The organism is Streptomyces sp. CB02261 (assembly GCF_001905665.1).
In the GTDB taxonomy this organism is placed as follows: Bacteria; Actinomycetota; Actinomycetes; order Streptomycetales; family Streptomycetaceae; genus Streptomyces.
This window is the reverse complement of sequence record NZ_LIVX01000005.1, coordinates 391,645-408,174: the sequence shown is the minus strand read 5'-3', so window position 1 is coordinate 408,174 and position 16,530 is coordinate 391,645. Positions and strand designations below refer to the sequence as shown.

Below are 16,530 nucleotides of genomic sequence, written 5' to 3'. Positions count from 1 at the left end.
CGACGGCATTCGGGCAGCGGACCACCCACGACTCGGCTCCCCTGCGTGATGGCGCCATCCGGTGAGGACGAGGTTGTGCAGGCGGGCGATGTCGTGCATCGCGTGCTGCACTCCATCACCTCTCGGGTGGCAGTCGTCCAGGATCTGCCAGGGCTTCATCCAGGCGAAGGTGTGCTCGACGCGGGCGCGAACCTGCTTGTGGGACCTGTTGTGTTCCTGTTCCGAAGTCGATCGTCGCGTCGCCGACGACGGCGGCCTCAGCCGACCACCCGGCCTTCTTCAGCCGCGTGCCGTCTCCGATCCGGTCGGGGATCAAGCTGAACGCCCGGGCGGGGAGCGCACGGACCTTCGGCGCCCAGCCGGTACCGAAGCCGGAGTCGATGACCTCCTGCGGCGAGGCGAAGTTGACCCGCGCGCCACCGATGATCGCGGCGACGGGCGAATTCCACAGCCGTCGGTACGCCGTTGGCGATGCCCTGGATGAGCGAGCCGTCCGGCGGGATGTCGGCATGGAACTCGTTGAAGACACGGCTGGGGATCGCGCGCACCTTCTCTCGCCAGTTCGCCCCGTACCCCGTCTCGACCACTTCCTCGGGCGAGGCGAAGTTGATGCGCGACCCGGCCACGAACATGGCCACCGGTGTCGAGGCGCCGCCGCCCGTGCCCTGGACGAGCGCGCCGTCCGCCGGGATCGTGCCGAGGTTGTTGAACGCGTAGTCCGACACGATGACGACCTAGGACTTGTCCGGCCGATCATGTGACTACTCCATGCCCGAGTCGTTCCTGTGGACATGGGGCGGGGCGATCTGAGCGATGCCGAGTGGGAACGGCTGCGGCCATTGCTGCCGGTCAGCAACGGGCGTTGTGGCAGGTGGCGGGATCACCGGCAGGTGCTCGACGGGATCCTGCACCGGGTGCGGACCGGAGTGCAGTGGCGCGATCTTCCCGAACGGTTCGGTCCGTGGAAGACCGTCTACGAACGCCACCGCCTGTGGTCGGCTGACGGAACCTAGGAACGCCTGCTCCAGCAGGTCCAGGCCGCGGCGGATGCCGCGGGCGAGATCGACTGGGACATCTCGGTCGACTCCACCATCGTCCGCGCGCACCAGCATGCGGCCGGCGCCCGCACCGACCCACCGCCGACCCCGGGATCAAAGGGGGCCGCAGGGATGGAACACCAGGACGAGACGCCGTGGCAGAGCCTTCTCGCCCACCTGGTGGAGGTGGTGCGGGAGGTGAGGGCCTGGGCCGCTCGCGGGGCGGGTTCACCAGCAAGCTCCACCTGAGTGCGGACGGCCGCTGCCGCCCGCTGTCCCTGATCGTCACGCCAGGACGACGGGCGGACTGCACCCAGTTCAAGCCGGTGCTGGAGAACATCCGCGTCCCCCGCGTCGGGCCGGGAAGGCCCCGCAGGAAGCCAGACAGCCTGGCGGCTGACAAGGCATACAGCAACAGGCCCTGCCGCGATTACCTGCGACGGCGGGGCATCCGGCACACCATCCCGGAGAAGACGGACAGCCAGGCCGCCCGTCTGCGCAAAGGCTCACGCGGCGGACGGTCACCCGGCTTCGACGAGAAGCGGTACAAGAAGCGCAACACCGTCGAGCGGGCGATCAACCGGCTGAAGCAGTGCCGGGCGGTCGCCAGCCGTTACGACAAGCGCGGGTACGTCTTTCTCGGCACGGCCACAGCAGCAGCTCTCGTCATCTGGCTCCGTGCCCGAGCCGGAATGGATCCTCAAAACCCCGGATCGGCGGGACGCTGGTGCCCACACGGAGCCGGGCTGCCGTTCTTGTCGAAGACCTCGGAATCGCTGGCCGAATTCACCCACACCGTGATGCCCTGGCTGTGAACGACGACATTGAACGGGGACTCCTCGGGCGCTGTCTGCGTCACGACGGTGAACTCCTCACCCGGACGCATCCAGTGATCGGTTCCCCACGGCTCCACCCACAGGCAGAGCATGCTGTCCGTCTCGTTACTCACGCTCGTCTTCGCCACGCCAGCACCCTAACGATCAGCATGATCGGCCGGACAGCTCCTAGGTTCAATGGCAAGGAAGCCGAAACGACTGGGTTCGCTGTCAAGCGCCCCGATTAGGTCCTGTCCGGGCGGTCATGGCGCTCTCGACGGAGTCGGATCGGGTCAAGCGAGCAGGTTGTCGCGGAACGGCCGGGGTCCGGCAGCGAACTGCGCTGCCGGACCCCGCCCGTGCTCGGTCTGCCGTCAGTAGCAGGTGACGTACAGGTCGACGCCGTGCGACGTGTTGTTGCCAGTCGCCTGGACCTGCCAGCCGTCTCGGCCGCCGCTCTCCGCAGCGGTCAGGGGCCTGCTGGTCACCAGTGTGTCGTCGTACCCGGTGACAGCCGCTCCGCCGCCGACGACCTTCTTGTCAGTGGCGCACTGCAAGACGCCGCCGGCGACGTCGTCGGAGGTCGTGTGGGTGTAGCGGGTCGTCGTCAGACCGGCGATGGGATCGGCGCAGATCGCGTAGCCGTCGACCCGCAACTGCTCCGCATGGACGTCGTAGCCGGAGACGATCCACTGGTTGGGACTGGCGCTCCCGGCCGGGCCGGGGTACGACTGGTTCAGGTTCCGGGTTCCGCCGTAGACCGTTCCGCCGCCGCCGAACGCAACCTTGCCGGTGGGGCAGGTGGTGACGAGCGGGGCGTTGCGGTCGATGGTGAAGTGGTACTGCTCGGCCACTTCGTAGCCGGCCGGGGCGTAGATGCACACCGCGTGGACCGTCACGGTCAGCGGCTTCGGCCCGCTGCGGGCCGCCGCGGTCCAGCCGTAGGCCCCCTGGGTGTTCTGGGCGGGCATGCTCTCGACGAGGGCCACCATGTTGGAGTACAGCGGCTGGCCGACCGTCGCATAGGCGCCACCGGAGATGGGGACCTGCCCCGGGGGGCAGCTGACTGTCACCGCCTGGTCGTCGCCCACCGAGGCGGTCTTCTTCACCATCACCATGCCACGGAAGGGACCCGACGCCGGCGGTGTACCGTCCGCCACCGTCATTGCGTGCGAGGCAGGGGCACCGGTGACCACCGCCGTTAGCGTGCCGGTCACGACCGCCATCGCCGTGATGGCCGACCTCAGCCTCTTCAAGGTGCGCATGGAACGTCCTTCGCGTGTACACAAATACATGACAGAGAGTGATTGTTCCATAGCGCGCTGTGCTCAGCTGACGTTTCACCGAAACCATGATCGGCCGGACAAGTCCTAGGAGGCCCAGTCCGTGCCGTGGCCCGTGTCGATGACCTTCTGCGGGCTGGAGAAGTTGAGCCGCGCCCCTCCGACGTTCTGCGCGACGGGAGTCGCTTTGCCCGCGTTCCAGCCCTGCACCAGGTTGCCGTCGGCCGGGGCGAGGTTCATGCGGTCACGGGCGTCGATCGACCAGTCCGAGATCTTCGGCGGCCGGCCGCAGTTGACGGGGGAGTTGCAGTGCGACTGGTGCAGCGGCGCACCGCCCACGTAGATGTAGATCGGCCGCGCTGGTCGATGGCGGACGAGCCGTTACGCGGTGTCTTCGGTCCCGCGTCGAAGACCGACTGGTACGTAGGACGGGGCTGGGAGTCGCAGATGCCGCTGTCGCAGGTGGCCTGCCAGACCGGTGCGCCACCGACCATCTTGTAGATGCGCTTGGTGTCCGTGGTGTTCAGGAACGTTCCGTCGGCGAGGCCGTGGACCGATGTCACCGGCTGCGGCTGCGGCGGACCCCGCGAGGACCGCCACGCGCAGCTGTACCAGGGCGAGATGAGGCCGGTGGCCGAGGCCCACAGCACGCTTTGGGGATGTCGTTGCGTAGGGCGTGGCCAAGGGCGGAATTGTTGCCCAACACAACACGTGCCACGCTCTCGCGCGTCACCAGACCCTGACGGGCCTGGGGGCCGGCTTCGCGTCGGTACCGCCGCCGCATCCGGTGGCCACCAGGCACACGGCACCGATCGCCGTGATGATCTTGATTCACATGGCCGTCACCCTACCGACCAGCAGAGTCCCTGCACCTGCCCGCCGTCGCCAGGGCTCCATCGTTGGTAACGGCGAGACTCCCCTCGTACCGCGCACGTGCTCGGACCGGTGGCGCGCCGTCGCCGGACAGCCGCGGCGGCCTGTGGACCTGTAGACGCCCGATTCCCGGGAAGACAGGTTGGTTCGGTGGGCCGACGGAAGCGGGTAACGTCTTTGTCATGTTCTTCCGGACACCCATTTCCGAGTGAGAGCGTGATGGGCGTCTGCTGACGTTCGTCGACGTCGCCGCCCGTCCCCCACCGATGACTCCGTAGACACCTCACCTCATGACCGGGAGAACCCGTGACCGACAGTAAGAACATCAACAACCCCGTGGGCCAGGGCGGCGGCCAGCGTAAGAAGCTGTCCCGCGCCGAACGGCAGAACAACGGTCCGCACCGCAACCTCGACCGCCAGAATGCAGCGGACAAGAAGGCGGAGCTGGTACGCAAGATGCGCGAGAAGGTAGGCGCAGACGAGGCCACGGGGCAGTCGGGCGACAGCACCGCATCTTGAGAGCTGGCTCGCGAAGGTTGCTGCACTGGCGCTGGCCATTTCGCGTCGGCACTCTCGCTAGCCTGATCGTCTGCTGCATGGAGGATCCATGCGCCCGGCTTTGCCCGTGCGAGGGCTTCCGAGAGAGAGCGATGAGGCTGCAATGAGTGAACTGACGAAGCCCGTGGTCGGCATTCCTGAGGGTGATGCTCCCAGCGAGCTGACCATCCGGGACCTGGTCGTCGGGGACGGAGCCGAGGCCAAGCCCGGCATGGTTGTCAGGGTTCACTATGTCGGGGTCACGTTCGAGTCCGGGCAGGAGTTCGATGCCTCCTGGGACCGGGGCCAGCCGTTCAAGTTCGCCCTGGGCGGTGGCAGGGTGATCAAGGGCTGGGACCGGGGGGTGCGGGGGATGAAAGTCGGTGGACGCCGCGAGATCATCGTTCCCCCGCGCCTCGGCTACGGCAAGCAGTCGCCCTCGCCGCTGATCCCGGCCGGTTCGACGCTGGTTTTCGTGGTGGACCTGCTCTCGGTCTGAGGCTTGCCTGCTCTTGACCGGACGGGCGATGGCGAGCGGTTGTCCTGCCGCCTGTGTGGCTCCCCGCCCTGCCGAGCCGGCTCAGGACGTCCTGGGCACGCTGGACAAGCCATTGCCCTAGTCCTGCCGAGGCTGCCGACCACCGGGCGGCCGACACGAAGTCCGCCCCGGCGTCCCAGCAGGTGGCGCCGCCGGGCACGAGCGGGAGGGTTCGTGGCCGGGCGGCACCCCTACTCCCGCCCGACGGGCCCGACAGGCCCGGCGCTGCACGGCCGGGCGGCGCAACGGCGCGGCACATCCGGGCGGCGCAGCCCACCGGCCGGCTCGGGAACGGCACCGATTGTCGCCGGCGTTCAGTACCGTACAGAGCGGCCGTTCCGTACCGTGCGGAGTGCCGGAAGGGGACTCACGATGGCCGGTCTGAGGCTGGGACCGCTCCTGCGACACGTGGACTGGGAGTCGGGCACGAGCGCGACGGTGTGGGTCGAGACCGATCGGGCGTGCACGGCGGAGGTCCGGTGTCCGGGCGGCGCCGGGGGGTCGGCTCCGACCTTCCGTGTCGCCGATCACCACTACGCACTGGTGGTCGTGACCGGACTCGCCCCCGGGTCCGCCACCGAGTACGAGGTGCTGCTCGACGGCGAGCGGGTGTGGCCGCTCGCGGACTCGTCCCAGCCTCCCAGCACCATCCACACACCGCCGATCCCTGCAACGGGCGCGGTGGTCGCCTTCGGGTCGTGCCGGTGGGCGGCGCCGGCTGTGGGCGAGTCCGATCCGGTGGGCCCCGACGTGCTCGACACCCTCTCCGCCCGGCTCGCCGCCGACCCGGAGGGCGAGCGCCCGGACGTTCTCCTCCTCCTCGGCGACCAGGTGTACGCGGACGAGACGTCCGCAGAGACCCGCGCCTGGATCGCCCGGCACCGGCGGTCCGCCGGCACCGGCTCCGCAGCCCCGCCGGACCAGGTCGCCGACTACGAGGAGTACACGCACCTCTACGACGAGTCCTGGGGCGACCCCGAGCTGCGCTGGCTGCTCTCGACCGTGCCCAGCTGCATGATCTTCGACGACCACGACGTCATCGACGACTGGAACACCAGCGCCGCCTGGGTGACCGACATGCGCGCGACGCCCTGGTGGCACGAGCGGATCACCGGCGGCCTGATGTCGTACTGGGTCTACCAGCACATCGGGAACCTCTCCCCCGCCGAGCTCGCCGAGGACAAGCTGTACGCGGCGGTGCTGGCGGCCGACGACGGCACGGAGGTGCTGCGCGCGTTCGCCGAGCGCGCCGACGCCGAGCCGGCGACGGTGCGCTGGAGCTATCGGAGGGACTTCGGTCGCACCCGGCTGCTGATGGTCGACACCCGGGCGGCGCGGGTACTGGAGGAGCAGCACCGCGCGATGCTGGACGCCGAGGAGGCGGCCTGGCTGCGGACACAGGCGTTCGACGACCCCGGTGGCGTCGACCACCTGCTCATCGGCACCTCGCTCCCGTGGCTGCTGCCTCCCATGCTCCACTTCGCGGAGGGCTGGCACGCGGCGCTGTGCCGGGGCGAGCGCGGGCCGCGCTGGGCGCGCTTCGGCGAGTGGCTGCGCCGGCGGGCGGACCTGGAGCACTGGGCGGCGTTCACCTCGTCGTTCGAGAGGCTGACGGATACGGTCGCCGAGGTGGGGAGTACCGACGCCGCCCCGGCCACGGTGTGCGTGCTCTCCGGGGACGTGCATCACGCGTACGTGGCGGAGCCCGTCTGGGCCACCGGGAAGCAGCCGCGCTCCCGCGTCTTCCAGTTCACCTGTTCACCGCTGCACAACTCGGTGCCCGCGGCCATACGAGCCGGATTCCGTTTCGGCTGGAGCCGGTTCGCCGCAGGGATCGGGCATCTGTTGGCCCGCCACGGACGGGTCGCGAGACCGGAGGTCCGGTGGGAGCGCACAGGCGGACCGTGGTTCGGCAACCAGTTGATGACGCTGACACTGCGCGGGCGTACGGCACGTCTGCGGCTGGAGAAGGCCTCTGCGGGTGCCGGGAAGCGTGGCCGCCGCGGGACGGACCGCGCGGGAGCTCGGCTCATCGGCGTCCTCGACCGGGACCTGACGGGTGGTAGGTGACACCCTCCGGACGATGGGCACCGACCCCTGCCTCTAGCTACCCGGGTGCGCTCCGTGCGGATCCTCGACCGTCGCGAACGGGTCTCCTCACGGACCCCTCCCTGGTCGTGTGGTGCGAGGTTGGTCGAGGTCGCCGTATCGGCGGGGGCAGCAGACCAGCTGCCCCCGCCGAAACGAGCGGCGCCCCCGTTACCGCCCGGCGTCAGCGGACGTATCCTCCGATGCGAGGCGGTACCGCTGCGCCACGGCGGGTACGCGGGCTGGGGCATCGGAACAGGCGGCGCTGGTACGGGTCGAACGAGGGGCCCGGGCAGCGCGCCCGCTTCGCACGACCACCCGCGCGCAACGGCACGGCGCAGCCCTCAACCCTCACCCACGCTCCGGGATCCCGGGTGCAGAGGTGGGGCGAGGGCGGGATCTCAGACCGAGTTCCGGGCGGCGGTGGCGCGCCGGCGCATCTTGATCAGGACGCCCGCGGCGGCGCCGCCGAGAAGCAGCGCGCCGAGGGCGTACGGGCTGCCGCCGTCTCCGCCATCCCCGCTGTCCGCAGCTGCTGCGGCGGCCCAGCCGAAGCCCGCTTCCACGGCACCCTTCGGCCGACCGGAGATCTGGTAGGTGACGGTCTGTTTGACGCGGGGCGGGCACTTGAGGGTCACGGTGTCCGTGCCGGAGGCGGCATCCAGCGGAAGCGTGAACTCACCCACGAGGACGCCCTTTCGGTCGCCCGGGAGGAGGTGGAACTTCCCGCCTGCCTCCGACTCGCCCTTGCCGTAGGTCTCCTCGCCGCAGGCGGTGGTGCTGACGGTGACGGTGGTGCCGGGGGCCGCCGTCCCCGGGCTGACCCGGGCATCACCGACCGGCGCCGCGACGGCGGAGGGCGCGGACAGGACGAGGGCGCCCAGGATGAGTGCGAGCTGGGAACCCGTACGTGCGAGACGCATGCTTCTTCTCTCCTTCGGCGGAGCTTTCCTGGCCGGCGGGTCCGCGCGGCGCCTGTGCTGTGCTCCGTGCACGAGAAGATCCCTGACCGGTGGTCACCGCAACGTGAATGCTGCGCGCAATGTCCCCCGGTCGGGCTCTTGATCGTCCTGTCCGGTGCACATCACCGCAGGTCACGGCGGACCGTGCGGTGTCCGGGAACGAACGGCGCCCTGAGCGCGAACGGGCTAGGCGTCTCCTTCGGACCATCCGATTGCCGGTCCGGTGTGTTCGGCGACTGACGCCCAGTGGGCACACATTGACCCATTGCTGACGGACCGGAGGCTGTAGCGGGGCGACGCTGCAGGCGGCGTCTGTTGGCTGTTCAAAGGCTTCGTGGCCGTGCTCGTGGCGGTACGTGGCTGCCCAGGTCACGCATCGCACGCGAAGGACCGCTCGGCGGGCTTCATGCGCGGTGGGTGGCCCACGATGACTCGGGCGGCCGGGACGCCTCAGTCCGAGCGAAACGCGACGCGCACGGAGCTGTCCGCCGGCACGACGAGCACGCCGCCGCCCGTTTCCGCCCAGTCCTCGGGGATGAGGAACATACGGCCTTTGACCTCCGCGAGGAGCCGCAGGCCCTCGTACCGGTACCGGAATCGCTGCTTGGCACCGGTGACCGGCAGGGCCGTTTCGCGTACCTGCCGAGGGGGGAAGTAGAGGCGCTCCGCCGTGTCGACGGTCACCGCGGGGCGCAGCCACAGATGCCGCGCCAGGTATCGGCCATCGTCGGCGCCGTGCCTCTTGGCGTACGCGTGCACCGCCCAGAAACAGGACAGGCCGACCAGCGCGGCCACCAGGGCGAGCGCCAGCCGCTCGCGTGCCACCGGGTAGTCGGCGCCGGTGAGCTTGAAGGACAGAGCCCTGCCGAACACGACGAGCGCCAGCCCCCCGCCGATCAGCAGCGGGGTGTCCATCGCTCCGGCACTCCACACGGCGAAACCGCCGAGCACACCGAGCACGAACATGACCAGGCCGCAGGCCGAGATCACATACGGCACCCACCGGCTCCCCGGCGGCAGGGGCGTGCCGCGGTGTCCCAGCGTGCGTGCCGCGTAGTAGACGAGTACGCAGGCCAGAGCGACGGTGAGCGCCACTCCCGCGGGGATGTAGAGCGCCCCGGCGCTGCGCATCGCGTACTCCTGCGTGGAGAAGCCGAGGGTCGCGGCGTCGACGCCGAAATACGCGTACAGGGCATCGGTGTAAGCGAAGCCGAAGTAGAGCAGGAGCGCGCCGATGAACGTGGTCGGGGCGGCCAGTGTGGCGAAGGTGACGACCCAGTCGCCCCAGGGGCGCCTTCCGTTGTCGGAGTCCGCTTCGTCCATGAGGCCCCCTTCGCTCGGGTGGGTTCAGCGGTTCCCGTCGGACCCGCCGGTTTCGGACGTGCCCCCGTCGGTGGTACCCCCGCCGGTGGTCTCGCCCGTCGTTTCCCCGGTTGTTTCCCCCGTGGTCTCGCCGGTCGTTTCACCCGTCGTTTCCCCGGTGGTCTCGCCGGTCGTTTCACCTGTGGTCTCGCCCGTCGTCTCTCCCGTGGTCTCGCCGGTCGTTTCCCCCGTGGTCTCGCCAGTGGTCTCGCCGGTCGTTTCACCCGTGGTGTCGCCGGTGGTCCCACCGGACGGCGACACGGGATCCGCGGAGATCGACTCGCTGACCTGGTCGGAGACCCCGGCCGCGTTTCGGAGCGTCGCGCAGACCTGGCGGGTGTGCTTCGTGTTCCCACCAGCCTGCGAGAACGCGAACTCCGGTGCGACCGAGCCCCCTGGGGGCACGTTCACGGTCTGGCTCGGCGGAATGGTGGGCCGGCTCGCCTCGCCAGGTGTGCAGTCCAGGACCTCGAGCGTGCCCCTGTAGGGCTGGGAAGACGGATTGGTGACTGTCTTCTTGTAGCTCTGCGGCCAGTGGCCCGAGAAACCGTCGGAGAGCCGGCCCGCCCGGCTGAAGCTCCCGTCGTCCTTCTCCTTCTGCCGGTTCTCCCGCTCCCGCTGTTCCCTGTCCTGCCTTTCCTGCTCTGTCTCCTGCTCCGTCTCCTGCCCGTCCCCCGCCGTTGCGGCGGTCACCTCGGTGTCCGAAGGCGGATTGGGGTCGTCGCCCGAGGTGCAGCCGGTCAACGGGGCTGCGGCGGCGCAGACGAGCATGAGCGTGAGGAGCGCTCGCCCCGGCCTGTTCCAGAGACGAGTCGTCCGGCCGCGCATGGAGCCTCCCGGTTCGAGTCCGATGGGCGAAGTGCTTCCGCTTCTCTTCCCGGGAGACTAAAACAGTGTCAGATCGGGATAAACCGCCGTTCGGGTAGCTGTCCGGCCTGACGCCGGGACATCCGGAGAGGGGCTCCGGTACGTCAGGATGGGCGGGTCCCTCACGCGCGCCGCGCGCGCCCGCCCGGCGGGACGGCGTCTCGCACACCTCGGTCCTCGCGCTGCATCCGGGCGGCCACCACTCCCCTGTCCCGAATCCATATGGGGCAGACCGAGGCGGGCATAGCGGATCTGATCCTCCCCCTGCGGCGCCGGTTGGCACTGGGACCGCCCGGCGCCGCACATGCTCTCGGAGGCGTCGGGGCTCAGACGCCGCTCGCGGTGGCGGGATCGCAGGTCCGCAGCCCCGTGGCGTAGTTGAACTGCGACCCGTATCCGGCGAAGGTCGCCCACGCGCCGGGCTCGATGACGCGGCAGGGGGCGGCCTGACCGTCGGTGTACTCGACCGTGACGGCGACGGTGAAGTCGCAGCCGTTCACGACATTGGTGTAGCGCCAGCCCGAGTGGTACTGCACGCACCCCGGAGCGGCGGCTTCGGCAGCCGCCCCGGCCGACGGGGCGGCGGTCAAGGCCATGAGGAGCGCGACCACAGCCGTGGCGGCGAGGGCGGCGGGGCGCATCGTGCGTGCCATGAGGTTTGTCATGGCACGCATCATTGGGACGCCTGCAGACTTGCGCAAGTTTCTGAATGGCTTTTCAGCCAGTCCGTGACGTTCAGCGGTAAAGTGCAGCTCAACTGCCCAACTCGGCACTGAAAGGCCTTGCACTACGCAAGATGGGTGGTGACTGTCAGCGAACTCACTCCTTTGGTTAGCAACGACCGCCTCACCGTCACGTCTCTCCTCTCGCACTGTTACGTAGAGGCACTCATTGAGCCAGGCCCTGGATCAAGGGGCCTCGTAGGACAGGTGACGGATATGCGAACTGAGGCCGCCAAGCGCGTCGAGCTGGTCTTCTCCCTCTTCGACGCCAACGACAACGGGGTCATCGACTCCGACGACTTCGACCTCATGACGGGCCGGGTTCTGGAGGCGGCGGCCGCGTCGGACGACGGTGCCAAGGCCGCCATCCGCGCCGCGTTCCGCCGCTACTGGACGACGCTGGCCACCGAACTGGACGCCAACGGCGACGGTGTGATCACCGTCGACGAATTTCGTCCGTTCGTGCTCGACCCCGAGCGCTTCGGTCCCACGATCACCGAGTTCGCCGAGGCGCTCGCCGCACTCGGTGACCCCGACGGGGACGGCTGGATCGAGCGCTCGCTCTTCGTGTCGCTGATGACGGCGATCGGCTTCGAGGAGTCGAACATCCACGCGCTGTTCGACGCCTTCGGCCCGGACGCCGAGGACCGCATCACCGTGGCCACGTGGGCCGCCGGCATCGAGGACTTCTACGCGCCGGACTTGGCCGGGATCCCGGGCGACCAGTTGGTGGCTGCCCGAGCGGTCTGACAAGTCCCGCCTGCGGCCGTCTCGTGGCGGGTGCGGCCCGTGACCGGGGCGGAGAACCGCGAGGGGTGAGCAGCGGGCGGCGGCCAGGGCCTGGCACGGAATGCCGGGCCCTGAGCGGGCGTCGTCGTGTGCGCGCTGCGGACGTCAGGCACGGGGCTTGTGCGCGAACACCCATCGGTTTCCCTCCAGCGCGTCGTTCGGCTCGGGGAGGGGGCCGCGTCGGTGCAGGCGGGTGAAGTCGAAGGGCGTGTGCATCGAGATCGACCATCCCCTGGCCGTCAGGTCGCCCGCGGAGTCGGGTCGTGGTCCCGTGTCGAAGAGACGGAGCAGGTCGATGCCGATCTGCTCTCTCGTCGCCGTGTAGATCGCGCTGTCGCGGTACGCCAGCAGGTCCTTCTCCAGTTTGGCCTCGAAGGCCAGAGCGCTGCCTCCCGTCGTCAGCCTGTCCACCGTGTCGATGAGGTACGTCTCGGCGGGACCCGGCAGGTAGAAGAGGAGTCCCTCGGCCAGCCAGACGCTCGGCGCGGCCGGGTCGAAACCGGCGGTGGTCAGCGCGCCGACCCAGTCCGCGCGCAGGTCGACCGGTACGAGGAGGCGCTGCACCCTCGGGGCAGCCGACAGGTCCGTCAGTACCTGCTCCTTGAAGGCCAGCACGCCCGCCCTGTCGATCTCGAAGACCGCCACGCCGGACGGCCAGTCCAGCCGGAAGGCGCGGGTGTCCAACCCCGCTCCCAGCAGCACCACTTGGCGCGCGTTCGTGCGGACCGACCGGAGGAGGAAGTCGTCGAGGACCCTGGTGCGCAGGCCGAAGTACCGGGCGAACCGGCCCCACAGCGGGTCGTCGTCCCCTGCCGGGACCTGCTCGATGCGTACCGGCCAGTCCGCGCATGCCGGAGCGGCGCGCACGAAGTGTTCCGCGTAGGTGTCCTGGGCCAGGCTGTCGTGGCGGTGGGTCTCGATCGCCCGTGCCGCGGCTACGAGGAGAGCGGTCAGTCCCACACCTCCGTCCACGCCTTCCATGTCTGTCTTCTGCGGCGTCGTGTGGGTCATGTCTCCTCCGTCGGCGGGAGTGGGGGGTGTGAGGTGTCCGCTGGTCGGACGTGGTGGGGCCGCGGTGCTGTGTGCCTCGCTCATCGGCTTGTCCCCTCCGGGAGGAGGACGGGTTTGACCACGCGGCCCGCGTCGCAGTCACGCTCGGCCTCGTTGACGTCGGCCAGCGGGTAGGTGCGGATGAGCTGGTCGAAGGGGAAGCGTCCTGCCTGCCACAGCCCGGTCAGCCTGGGTATCAGCAGTCCGGGTACGGCGTCCCCTTCGCAGATGTGGCGGATGCTGCGGCCTCGGTCGAGCGTGCCCGGTTCAAGTCGCAGCGCGGTGTGGAGGCGTGCCACCAGACCGAGGCTGCCGGTGGGGCGCAGCGACTGGAGGGCGTCGTTGATGAGCGGGGCCGAGGCCGTGGTGTCCAGGGCGTACTGTGCTCCGCCGTCGGTCAGCCGACGGATCAGTTCCGGCAGTCCGGCCGTTCCGGCGGGCAGGGGGATCGCGCCGAACCGTTCGGCCAGGGCGAGCCGTTGCGGATGCCGGTCGACGGCCACGGTCCGTACGCCGACGGCGGTGGCCGCCATCACCGCGGCCAGGCCCACGGCTCCGGCCCCGAGGACCGTCAGGGTATCGCCGGGGCCCGCCCCGAAGGTGTTCAGCACGGCTCCGGCGCCGGTGAGGAAGCCGCAGCCGAGGGGCCCGAGCAGTTCGAGCGGCAGCGTGGGGTCGACCCGGACGGCGTTGCGGGCCGGAACGAGCGCGTACGCGGCGAACGAGGACTGCCCGAACCAACGGGGGGCCAGTGCCTTACCGGTCGCGTCGGTGAACCGCGGCGGTTCCTCCTCGCGTCCTCCGAAGAGGTTGAGGGAGGCGAAGAGGTCGCAGTAGGCGGGGGCCGCGCCGAGACAGTTCCGGCAGCGCCCGCAGGAGTCGAAGCTCAGCACGACGTGGTCACCCACGTCGACCACGGCGTCGGGGCCCCCGCCCGTCCGCACCACGACCCCGGAGCCCTCGTGGCCGAGGACCGCGGGCAGGGGGCTGCGGCCGGCGGATCGCCGGACCGCGAGATCGGTCCTGCACATCCCGGAGCCTGCGATCTCGACCAGGATCTCGCCGGCGGCGGGTTCCGTCCGCAGGGTCACCTCCTCGACCGTGAACGGGTCCTCGTACGCGCGCAGTACAGCCGCCGGGAACTTCAAGGTCATGCCTCCTCCGGGCGGTGGACGACGAACGGCCGGAGGTTGCCGTAGAGCCCCCACGGGCCGCCCGCGACGCCGACTCCGCTGTCCTTGACACCTGCGAAGGGCTGGGCGAGGGACAGTTCGGCGTGGTGGTTGATCCAGGCCGTGCCGCATTCGAGCCGTTCGGCCACTGCCTCCGCCCGGTCGAGATCGGTGCCCCACACGGAGCCGCCCAGTCCGAAACGGGTGCCGTTGGCCGCGTCGACGGCATCGTCGAGGTTCCGGTACGGCAGCACCGGCAGCACCGGTCCGAACTGCTCCTCGGTGACCACCGCACTGTCGGGTCTGACGTCGGTGAGGATCGTGGGAGCGAAGAAGTACCCCGGCCCGTCCAGGCGGTGGCCGCCGGAAGCCGCCCGGGCGCCGTCCGCCAGTGCCTGTTCCGTGACCTGTACGACCCGGGCCAGCTGCGGGGCGTTGTTGACCGGTCCCAGGCGCGTCTCGGGGTCGAGGCCGGGTCCGACGGCGATGGTCTTCGCGCGCTGGGCGAGCGCTTCGACGACCTCGGCGTGCAGGCGGGCCGGTACGTAGACGCGTTTGACCGCCATGCAGACCTGCCCGCAGTTGCGGAACGCGGCCCGGAACAGCCGGTCCGCGATCCGGTCCACGTCGACGTCGTCCAGCAGGACGGCGGCGTCGTTGCCGCCGAGCTCCAGGGTGACCCGCGCGAGCGAGGCCGCCGCCGCTCCGGCGACGGCCCGCCCGGTGGGCGGCGAACCGGTGAAGGTGACATGGCGGATGCCCGGGTGGGACGCAAGGCGGGCACCGAGGGGTTCGCGCCCGGTGACGACCGTCAGTACGTCCTCCGGCAGGACGGTGGCGAGGACGGAGCCGAGCATGCGGGTGGCGAGCGGAGTGAACGGCGACGGTTTGAGGACCATGGTGTTGCCCGCGGCGAGCGCGGGCGCGAACTTCGCCGCCGCGAGCTGGAGGGGGAAGTTCCACGGCACGATCGCGGCGACGGGTCCGAGGGGGCGCCAGCGGATCTCGCTGCGGACGGGCCGGCCGTCGGCGATCCGGCGGGTCCGGGGCGTCAGGTCCGCGAAGTAGCGCAGGCGGGCCGCCGTACGGGTGACCTCCGCGTACGACTCGGCCAGCGGCTTTCCCTGTTCCCGGGTGAGCAACCGGGCCAGGTCGGCGCCGGCCGCCTCCACGGCGTCGGCCGCGCCACGCAACGCGGCGGTGCGGGCGTCGGGGTCGGCGCGCCAGCCGTGCCAGGCTCGCCGGGCGCGGGCGACCACGTCGTCCAACTCGCCCGGCTGCTGGTCGGGGGCCTCGTCGAAGGTCTCCCCGGTGGCCGGGTCGACGACGGGGAAACGTACGGCCCGGCGTCCGGGGACGCCGGCGGCCTCGGGCGTCGGCATGCCGGCGGTCAGTTCGCGGCGGGGACGCCGACGGCGTGCTGCCGGGCCTGCCGGTCCATCTCCGCCCGGAAGGCGGCCACCAGATGCGGCTGAATCCGCCCGGCGTTGCGGTCGCCGCCCTCGCATACCGCTCCCCGCACGCCCACGATGTCGGTGCCCATGCGTGTCAGCGGACCGAGGTCGGCCTGCGTGACACTGCCCGCGAGAGCCGCGAGCCGGTCGGAGGCGTGGGCCAGTCGTACGAACTCGGCACAGATCTCCGGAGGGACGTGGTCGAACAGGCGCGTCCCGTCCTTGATGGCGGTGTCGAGCATGGCCGCGTCGGCACCGGAGCGGGCCGCGATGTCGGGTACGGCGAGCGGGTTGACGCAGCCGATGCGGTGAGCGTCGGCGTAGCCCGAGGCGACGACGAGCGCGTCGGGGCGGTGGTCCTTCACCGCCCGGACGACGGCGCGCATGACCTCGATGCCCTGATCGGGCGTCGTGCACCCGTAGAGCCCGACCTTGATGTACGTGGCGCCGGAGACGACTGCGCCGAGCGCTGCCTGCGCGACCGTGCCCGGCTTGTACGGGACGTCGCCCACGGTGGCGGACACCGGCTTGTCCGCCGGTACCGCGTCGCGGATCGCCCTGATGACCCAGGGGAAGTTGGCGCCGAGCGAGCCCTCGTCGGGCTTCTTCACGTCGACGATGTCGAGGTGCTCGGCCGCCTTCGCACAGTCGAGTGCTTCCTCGACGCTGTCCGGGGAGATGAGAAGCAACACCATGAGCTCCTTCCGCCGCATGTCCACCTGCCCGAGGGACAGGGGTGCGGATCATCTGGTTCATGTGCGGTGCGGTCATCATTTCCGTCACCCGTGGGCACCGGTAGGGCGCGCAGAGTAGCGATGGGCGCTCATGACGGTGTGCGGTGCGCCGTGCGTTTCCGATCAGACCGGCCCGAACGGTGATGTTTCGTCCGGGCGAGCGGCGGGAGGCCGTGGTGGAATGCCGCGTACCACCAGGCGGTTGCCTGGATGAGCAAGTGCTCATCGCTGTGCTGTCGTCGAGAGG

15 protein-coding genes and 2 pseudogenes are annotated in these 16,530 nt (G+C 70.3%); 5 read left to right on the top strand and 12 right to left on the bottom strand.

Annotated elements, in window-relative coordinates:
* Positions 1–57: 57 nt before the first annotated feature.
* Positions 58–273: pseudogene (locus AMK29_RS19315) on the bottom strand (transposase); the annotation flags it as partial.
* A complete protein-coding gene (locus tag AMK29_RS36195) occupies positions 258–725 on the bottom strand; it encodes a hypothetical protein (RefSeq protein WP_143202909.1) in 468 nt (155 codons plus the stop codon). The pseudogene AMK29_RS19315 and the gene AMK29_RS36195, both read right to left, overlap by 16 nt.
* Positions 726–791: 66 nt before the next feature.
* On the opposite strand from AMK29_RS36195, the pseudogene AMK29_RS36745 reads away from it, so the two are divergent.
* Positions 792–1,717: pseudogene (locus tag AMK29_RS36745) on the top strand (IS5 family transposase); the annotation flags it as partial.
* Positions 1,718–2,226: 509 nt separating this feature from the next.
* Here AMK29_RS36745 and AMK29_RS19290 read toward each other — a convergent pair.
* Positions 2,227–3,117, bottom strand: coding sequence for a hypothetical protein (locus tag AMK29_RS19290; protein ID WP_143202907.1), 891 nt, complete (start codon positions 3,115–3,117; stop codon positions 2,227–2,229).
* Between the two features lie 105 nt (positions 3,118–3,222).
* Positions 3,223–3,474: a hypothetical protein gene (locus AMK29_RS19285; RefSeq protein ID WP_073814470.1), complete on the bottom strand. Its 252-nt coding sequence runs from the start codon at positions 3,472–3,474 to the stop codon at positions 3,223–3,225.
* An 840-nt stretch (positions 3,475–4,314) separates the two neighbouring features.
* Here AMK29_RS19285 and AMK29_RS19280 point away from each other — a divergent pair.
* The 3 genes from AMK29_RS19280 (at position 4,315) to AMK29_RS19270 (ending at position 7,153) form a co-directional block, all read left to right on the top strand.
* Complete coding sequence (locus AMK29_RS19280) at positions 4,315–4,527, top strand: DUF6243 family protein (protein WP_073814468.1); 213 nt, start codon at positions 4,315–4,317, stop codon at positions 4,525–4,527.
* 142 nt (positions 4,528–4,669) lie between these two features.
* The gene (locus AMK29_RS19275; protein ID WP_073814466.1) at positions 4,670–5,044 is read left to right on the top strand and encodes an FKBP-type peptidyl-prolyl cis-trans isomerase; all 375 of its coding nucleotides are present in this window, start codon (positions 4,670–4,672) and stop codon (positions 5,042–5,044) included.
* Between the two features lie 411 nt (positions 5,045–5,455).
* On the top strand, positions 5,456–7,153 hold the full coding sequence (locus AMK29_RS19270; RefSeq protein WP_073814464.1) for an alkaline phosphatase D family protein: 1,698 nt from the start codon (positions 5,456–5,458) through the stop codon (positions 7,151–7,153).
* A 419-nt stretch (positions 7,154–7,572) separates the two neighbouring features.
* On the opposite strand, the gene AMK29_RS19265 is transcribed toward AMK29_RS19270, so the two are convergent.
* The 4 genes from AMK29_RS19265 to AMK29_RS19250 all read right to left on the bottom strand — a co-directional run bounded on the left by AMK29_RS19265 (position 7,573) and on the right by AMK29_RS19250 (position 11,027).
* Positions 7,573–8,094: a sortase gene (locus AMK29_RS19265; RefSeq protein WP_073814462.1), complete on the bottom strand. Its 522-nt coding sequence runs from the start codon at positions 8,092–8,094 to the stop codon at positions 7,573–7,575.
* A gap of 489 nt (positions 8,095–8,583) precedes the next feature.
* The gene (locus AMK29_RS35705) at positions 8,584–9,456 is read right to left on the bottom strand and encodes a hypothetical protein (RefSeq protein WP_073814460.1); all 873 of its coding nucleotides are present in this window, start codon (positions 9,454–9,456) and stop codon (positions 8,584–8,586) included.
* A 24-nt stretch (positions 9,457–9,480) separates the two neighbouring features.
* Complete coding sequence (locus AMK29_RS36740; RefSeq protein WP_198942280.1) at positions 9,481–10,323, bottom strand: hypothetical protein; 843 nt, start codon at positions 10,321–10,323, stop codon at positions 9,481–9,483.
* A 365-nt stretch (positions 10,324–10,688) separates the two neighbouring features.
* On the bottom strand, positions 10,689–11,027 hold the full coding sequence (locus AMK29_RS19250; RefSeq protein WP_241845503.1) for an alpha-amylase: 339 nt from the start codon (positions 11,025–11,027) through the stop codon (positions 10,689–10,691).
* A 273-nt stretch (positions 11,028–11,300) separates the two neighbouring features.
* Between AMK29_RS19250 and AMK29_RS19245 the strand changes: the two genes are divergently transcribed.
* Positions 11,301–11,834, top strand: coding sequence for an EF-hand domain-containing protein (locus tag AMK29_RS19245; protein ID WP_073814458.1), 534 nt, complete (start codon positions 11,301–11,303; stop codon positions 11,832–11,834).
* A 144-nt stretch (positions 11,835–11,978) separates the two neighbouring features.
* On the opposite strand, the gene AMK29_RS19240 is transcribed toward AMK29_RS19245, so the two are convergent.
* The 4 genes from AMK29_RS19240 to AMK29_RS19225 all read right to left on the bottom strand — a co-directional run bounded on the left by AMK29_RS19240 (position 11,979) and on the right by AMK29_RS19225 (position 16,241).
* Positions 11,979–12,854 carry a class I SAM-dependent methyltransferase gene (locus tag AMK29_RS19240; protein WP_107422647.1) on the bottom strand — a complete coding sequence of 292 codons (876 nt, stop codon included), beginning with the start codon at positions 12,852–12,854 and terminating at the stop codon, positions 11,979–11,981.
* A 110-nt stretch (positions 12,855–12,964) separates the two neighbouring features.
* A complete protein-coding gene (locus AMK29_RS19235; RefSeq protein ID WP_198942279.1) occupies positions 12,965–14,077 on the bottom strand; it encodes an NAD(P)-dependent alcohol dehydrogenase in 1,113 nt (370 codons plus the stop codon).
* Positions 14,074–15,477, bottom strand: coding sequence for an aldehyde dehydrogenase family protein (locus AMK29_RS19230; RefSeq protein ID WP_073814453.1), 1,404 nt, complete (start codon positions 15,475–15,477; stop codon positions 14,074–14,076). Before AMK29_RS19230 ends, AMK29_RS19235 begins: the two co-directional genes overlap by 4 nt.
* An 8-nt stretch (positions 15,478–15,485) precedes the next feature.
* The gene (locus AMK29_RS19225) at positions 15,486–16,241 is read right to left on the bottom strand and encodes a (5-formylfuran-3-yl)methyl phosphate synthase (protein ID WP_073814814.1); all 756 of its coding nucleotides are present in this window, start codon (positions 16,239–16,241) and stop codon (positions 15,486–15,488) included.
* Between the last annotated feature and the right edge of the window lie 289 nt (positions 16,242–16,530).

Bases quoted from the DNA above. Each gene is read 5' to 3' on its own strand.
- AMK29_RS19250 (WP_241845503.1), bottom strand. From the start codon at position 11,027: ATGACAAACCTCATGGCACGCACGATGCGCCCCGCCGCCCTCGCCGCC.
- AMK29_RS19235 (WP_198942279.1), bottom strand. From the start codon at position 14,077: ATGACCTTGAAGTTCCCGGCGGCTGTACTGCGCGCGTACGAGGACCCG.
- AMK29_RS19230 (WP_073814453.1), bottom strand. From the start codon at position 15,477: ATGCCGACGCCCGAGGCCGCCGGCGTCCCCGGACGCCGGGCCGTACGT.
- AMK29_RS19265 (WP_073814462.1), bottom strand. From the start codon at position 8,094: ATGCGTCTCGCACGTACGGGTTCCCAGCTCGCACTCATCCTGGGCGCC.
- AMK29_RS19245 (WP_073814458.1), top strand. From the start codon at position 11,301: ATGCGAACTGAGGCCGCCAAGCGCGTCGAGCTGGTCTTCTCCCTCTTC.
- AMK29_RS19270 (WP_073814464.1), top strand. From the start codon at position 5,456: ATGGCCGGTCTGAGGCTGGGACCGCTCCTGCGACACGTGGACTGGGAG.
- AMK29_RS36740 (WP_198942280.1), bottom strand. From the start codon at position 10,323: ATGCGCGGCCGGACGACTCGTCTCTGGAACAGGCCGGGGCGAGCGCTC.
- AMK29_RS19240 (WP_107422647.1), bottom strand. From the start codon at position 12,854: ATGGAAGGCGTGGACGGAGGTGTGGGACTGACCGCTCTCCTCGTAGCC.
- AMK29_RS35705 (WP_073814460.1), bottom strand. From the start codon at position 9,456: ATGGACGAAGCGGACTCCGACAACGGAAGGCGCCCCTGGGGCGACTGG.
- AMK29_RS19290 (WP_143202907.1), bottom strand. From the start codon at position 3,117: ATGCGCACCTTGAAGAGGCTGAGGTCGGCCATCACGGCGATGGCGGTC.
- AMK29_RS19275 (WP_073814466.1), top strand. From the start codon at position 4,670: ATGAGTGAACTGACGAAGCCCGTGGTCGGCATTCCTGAGGGTGATGCT.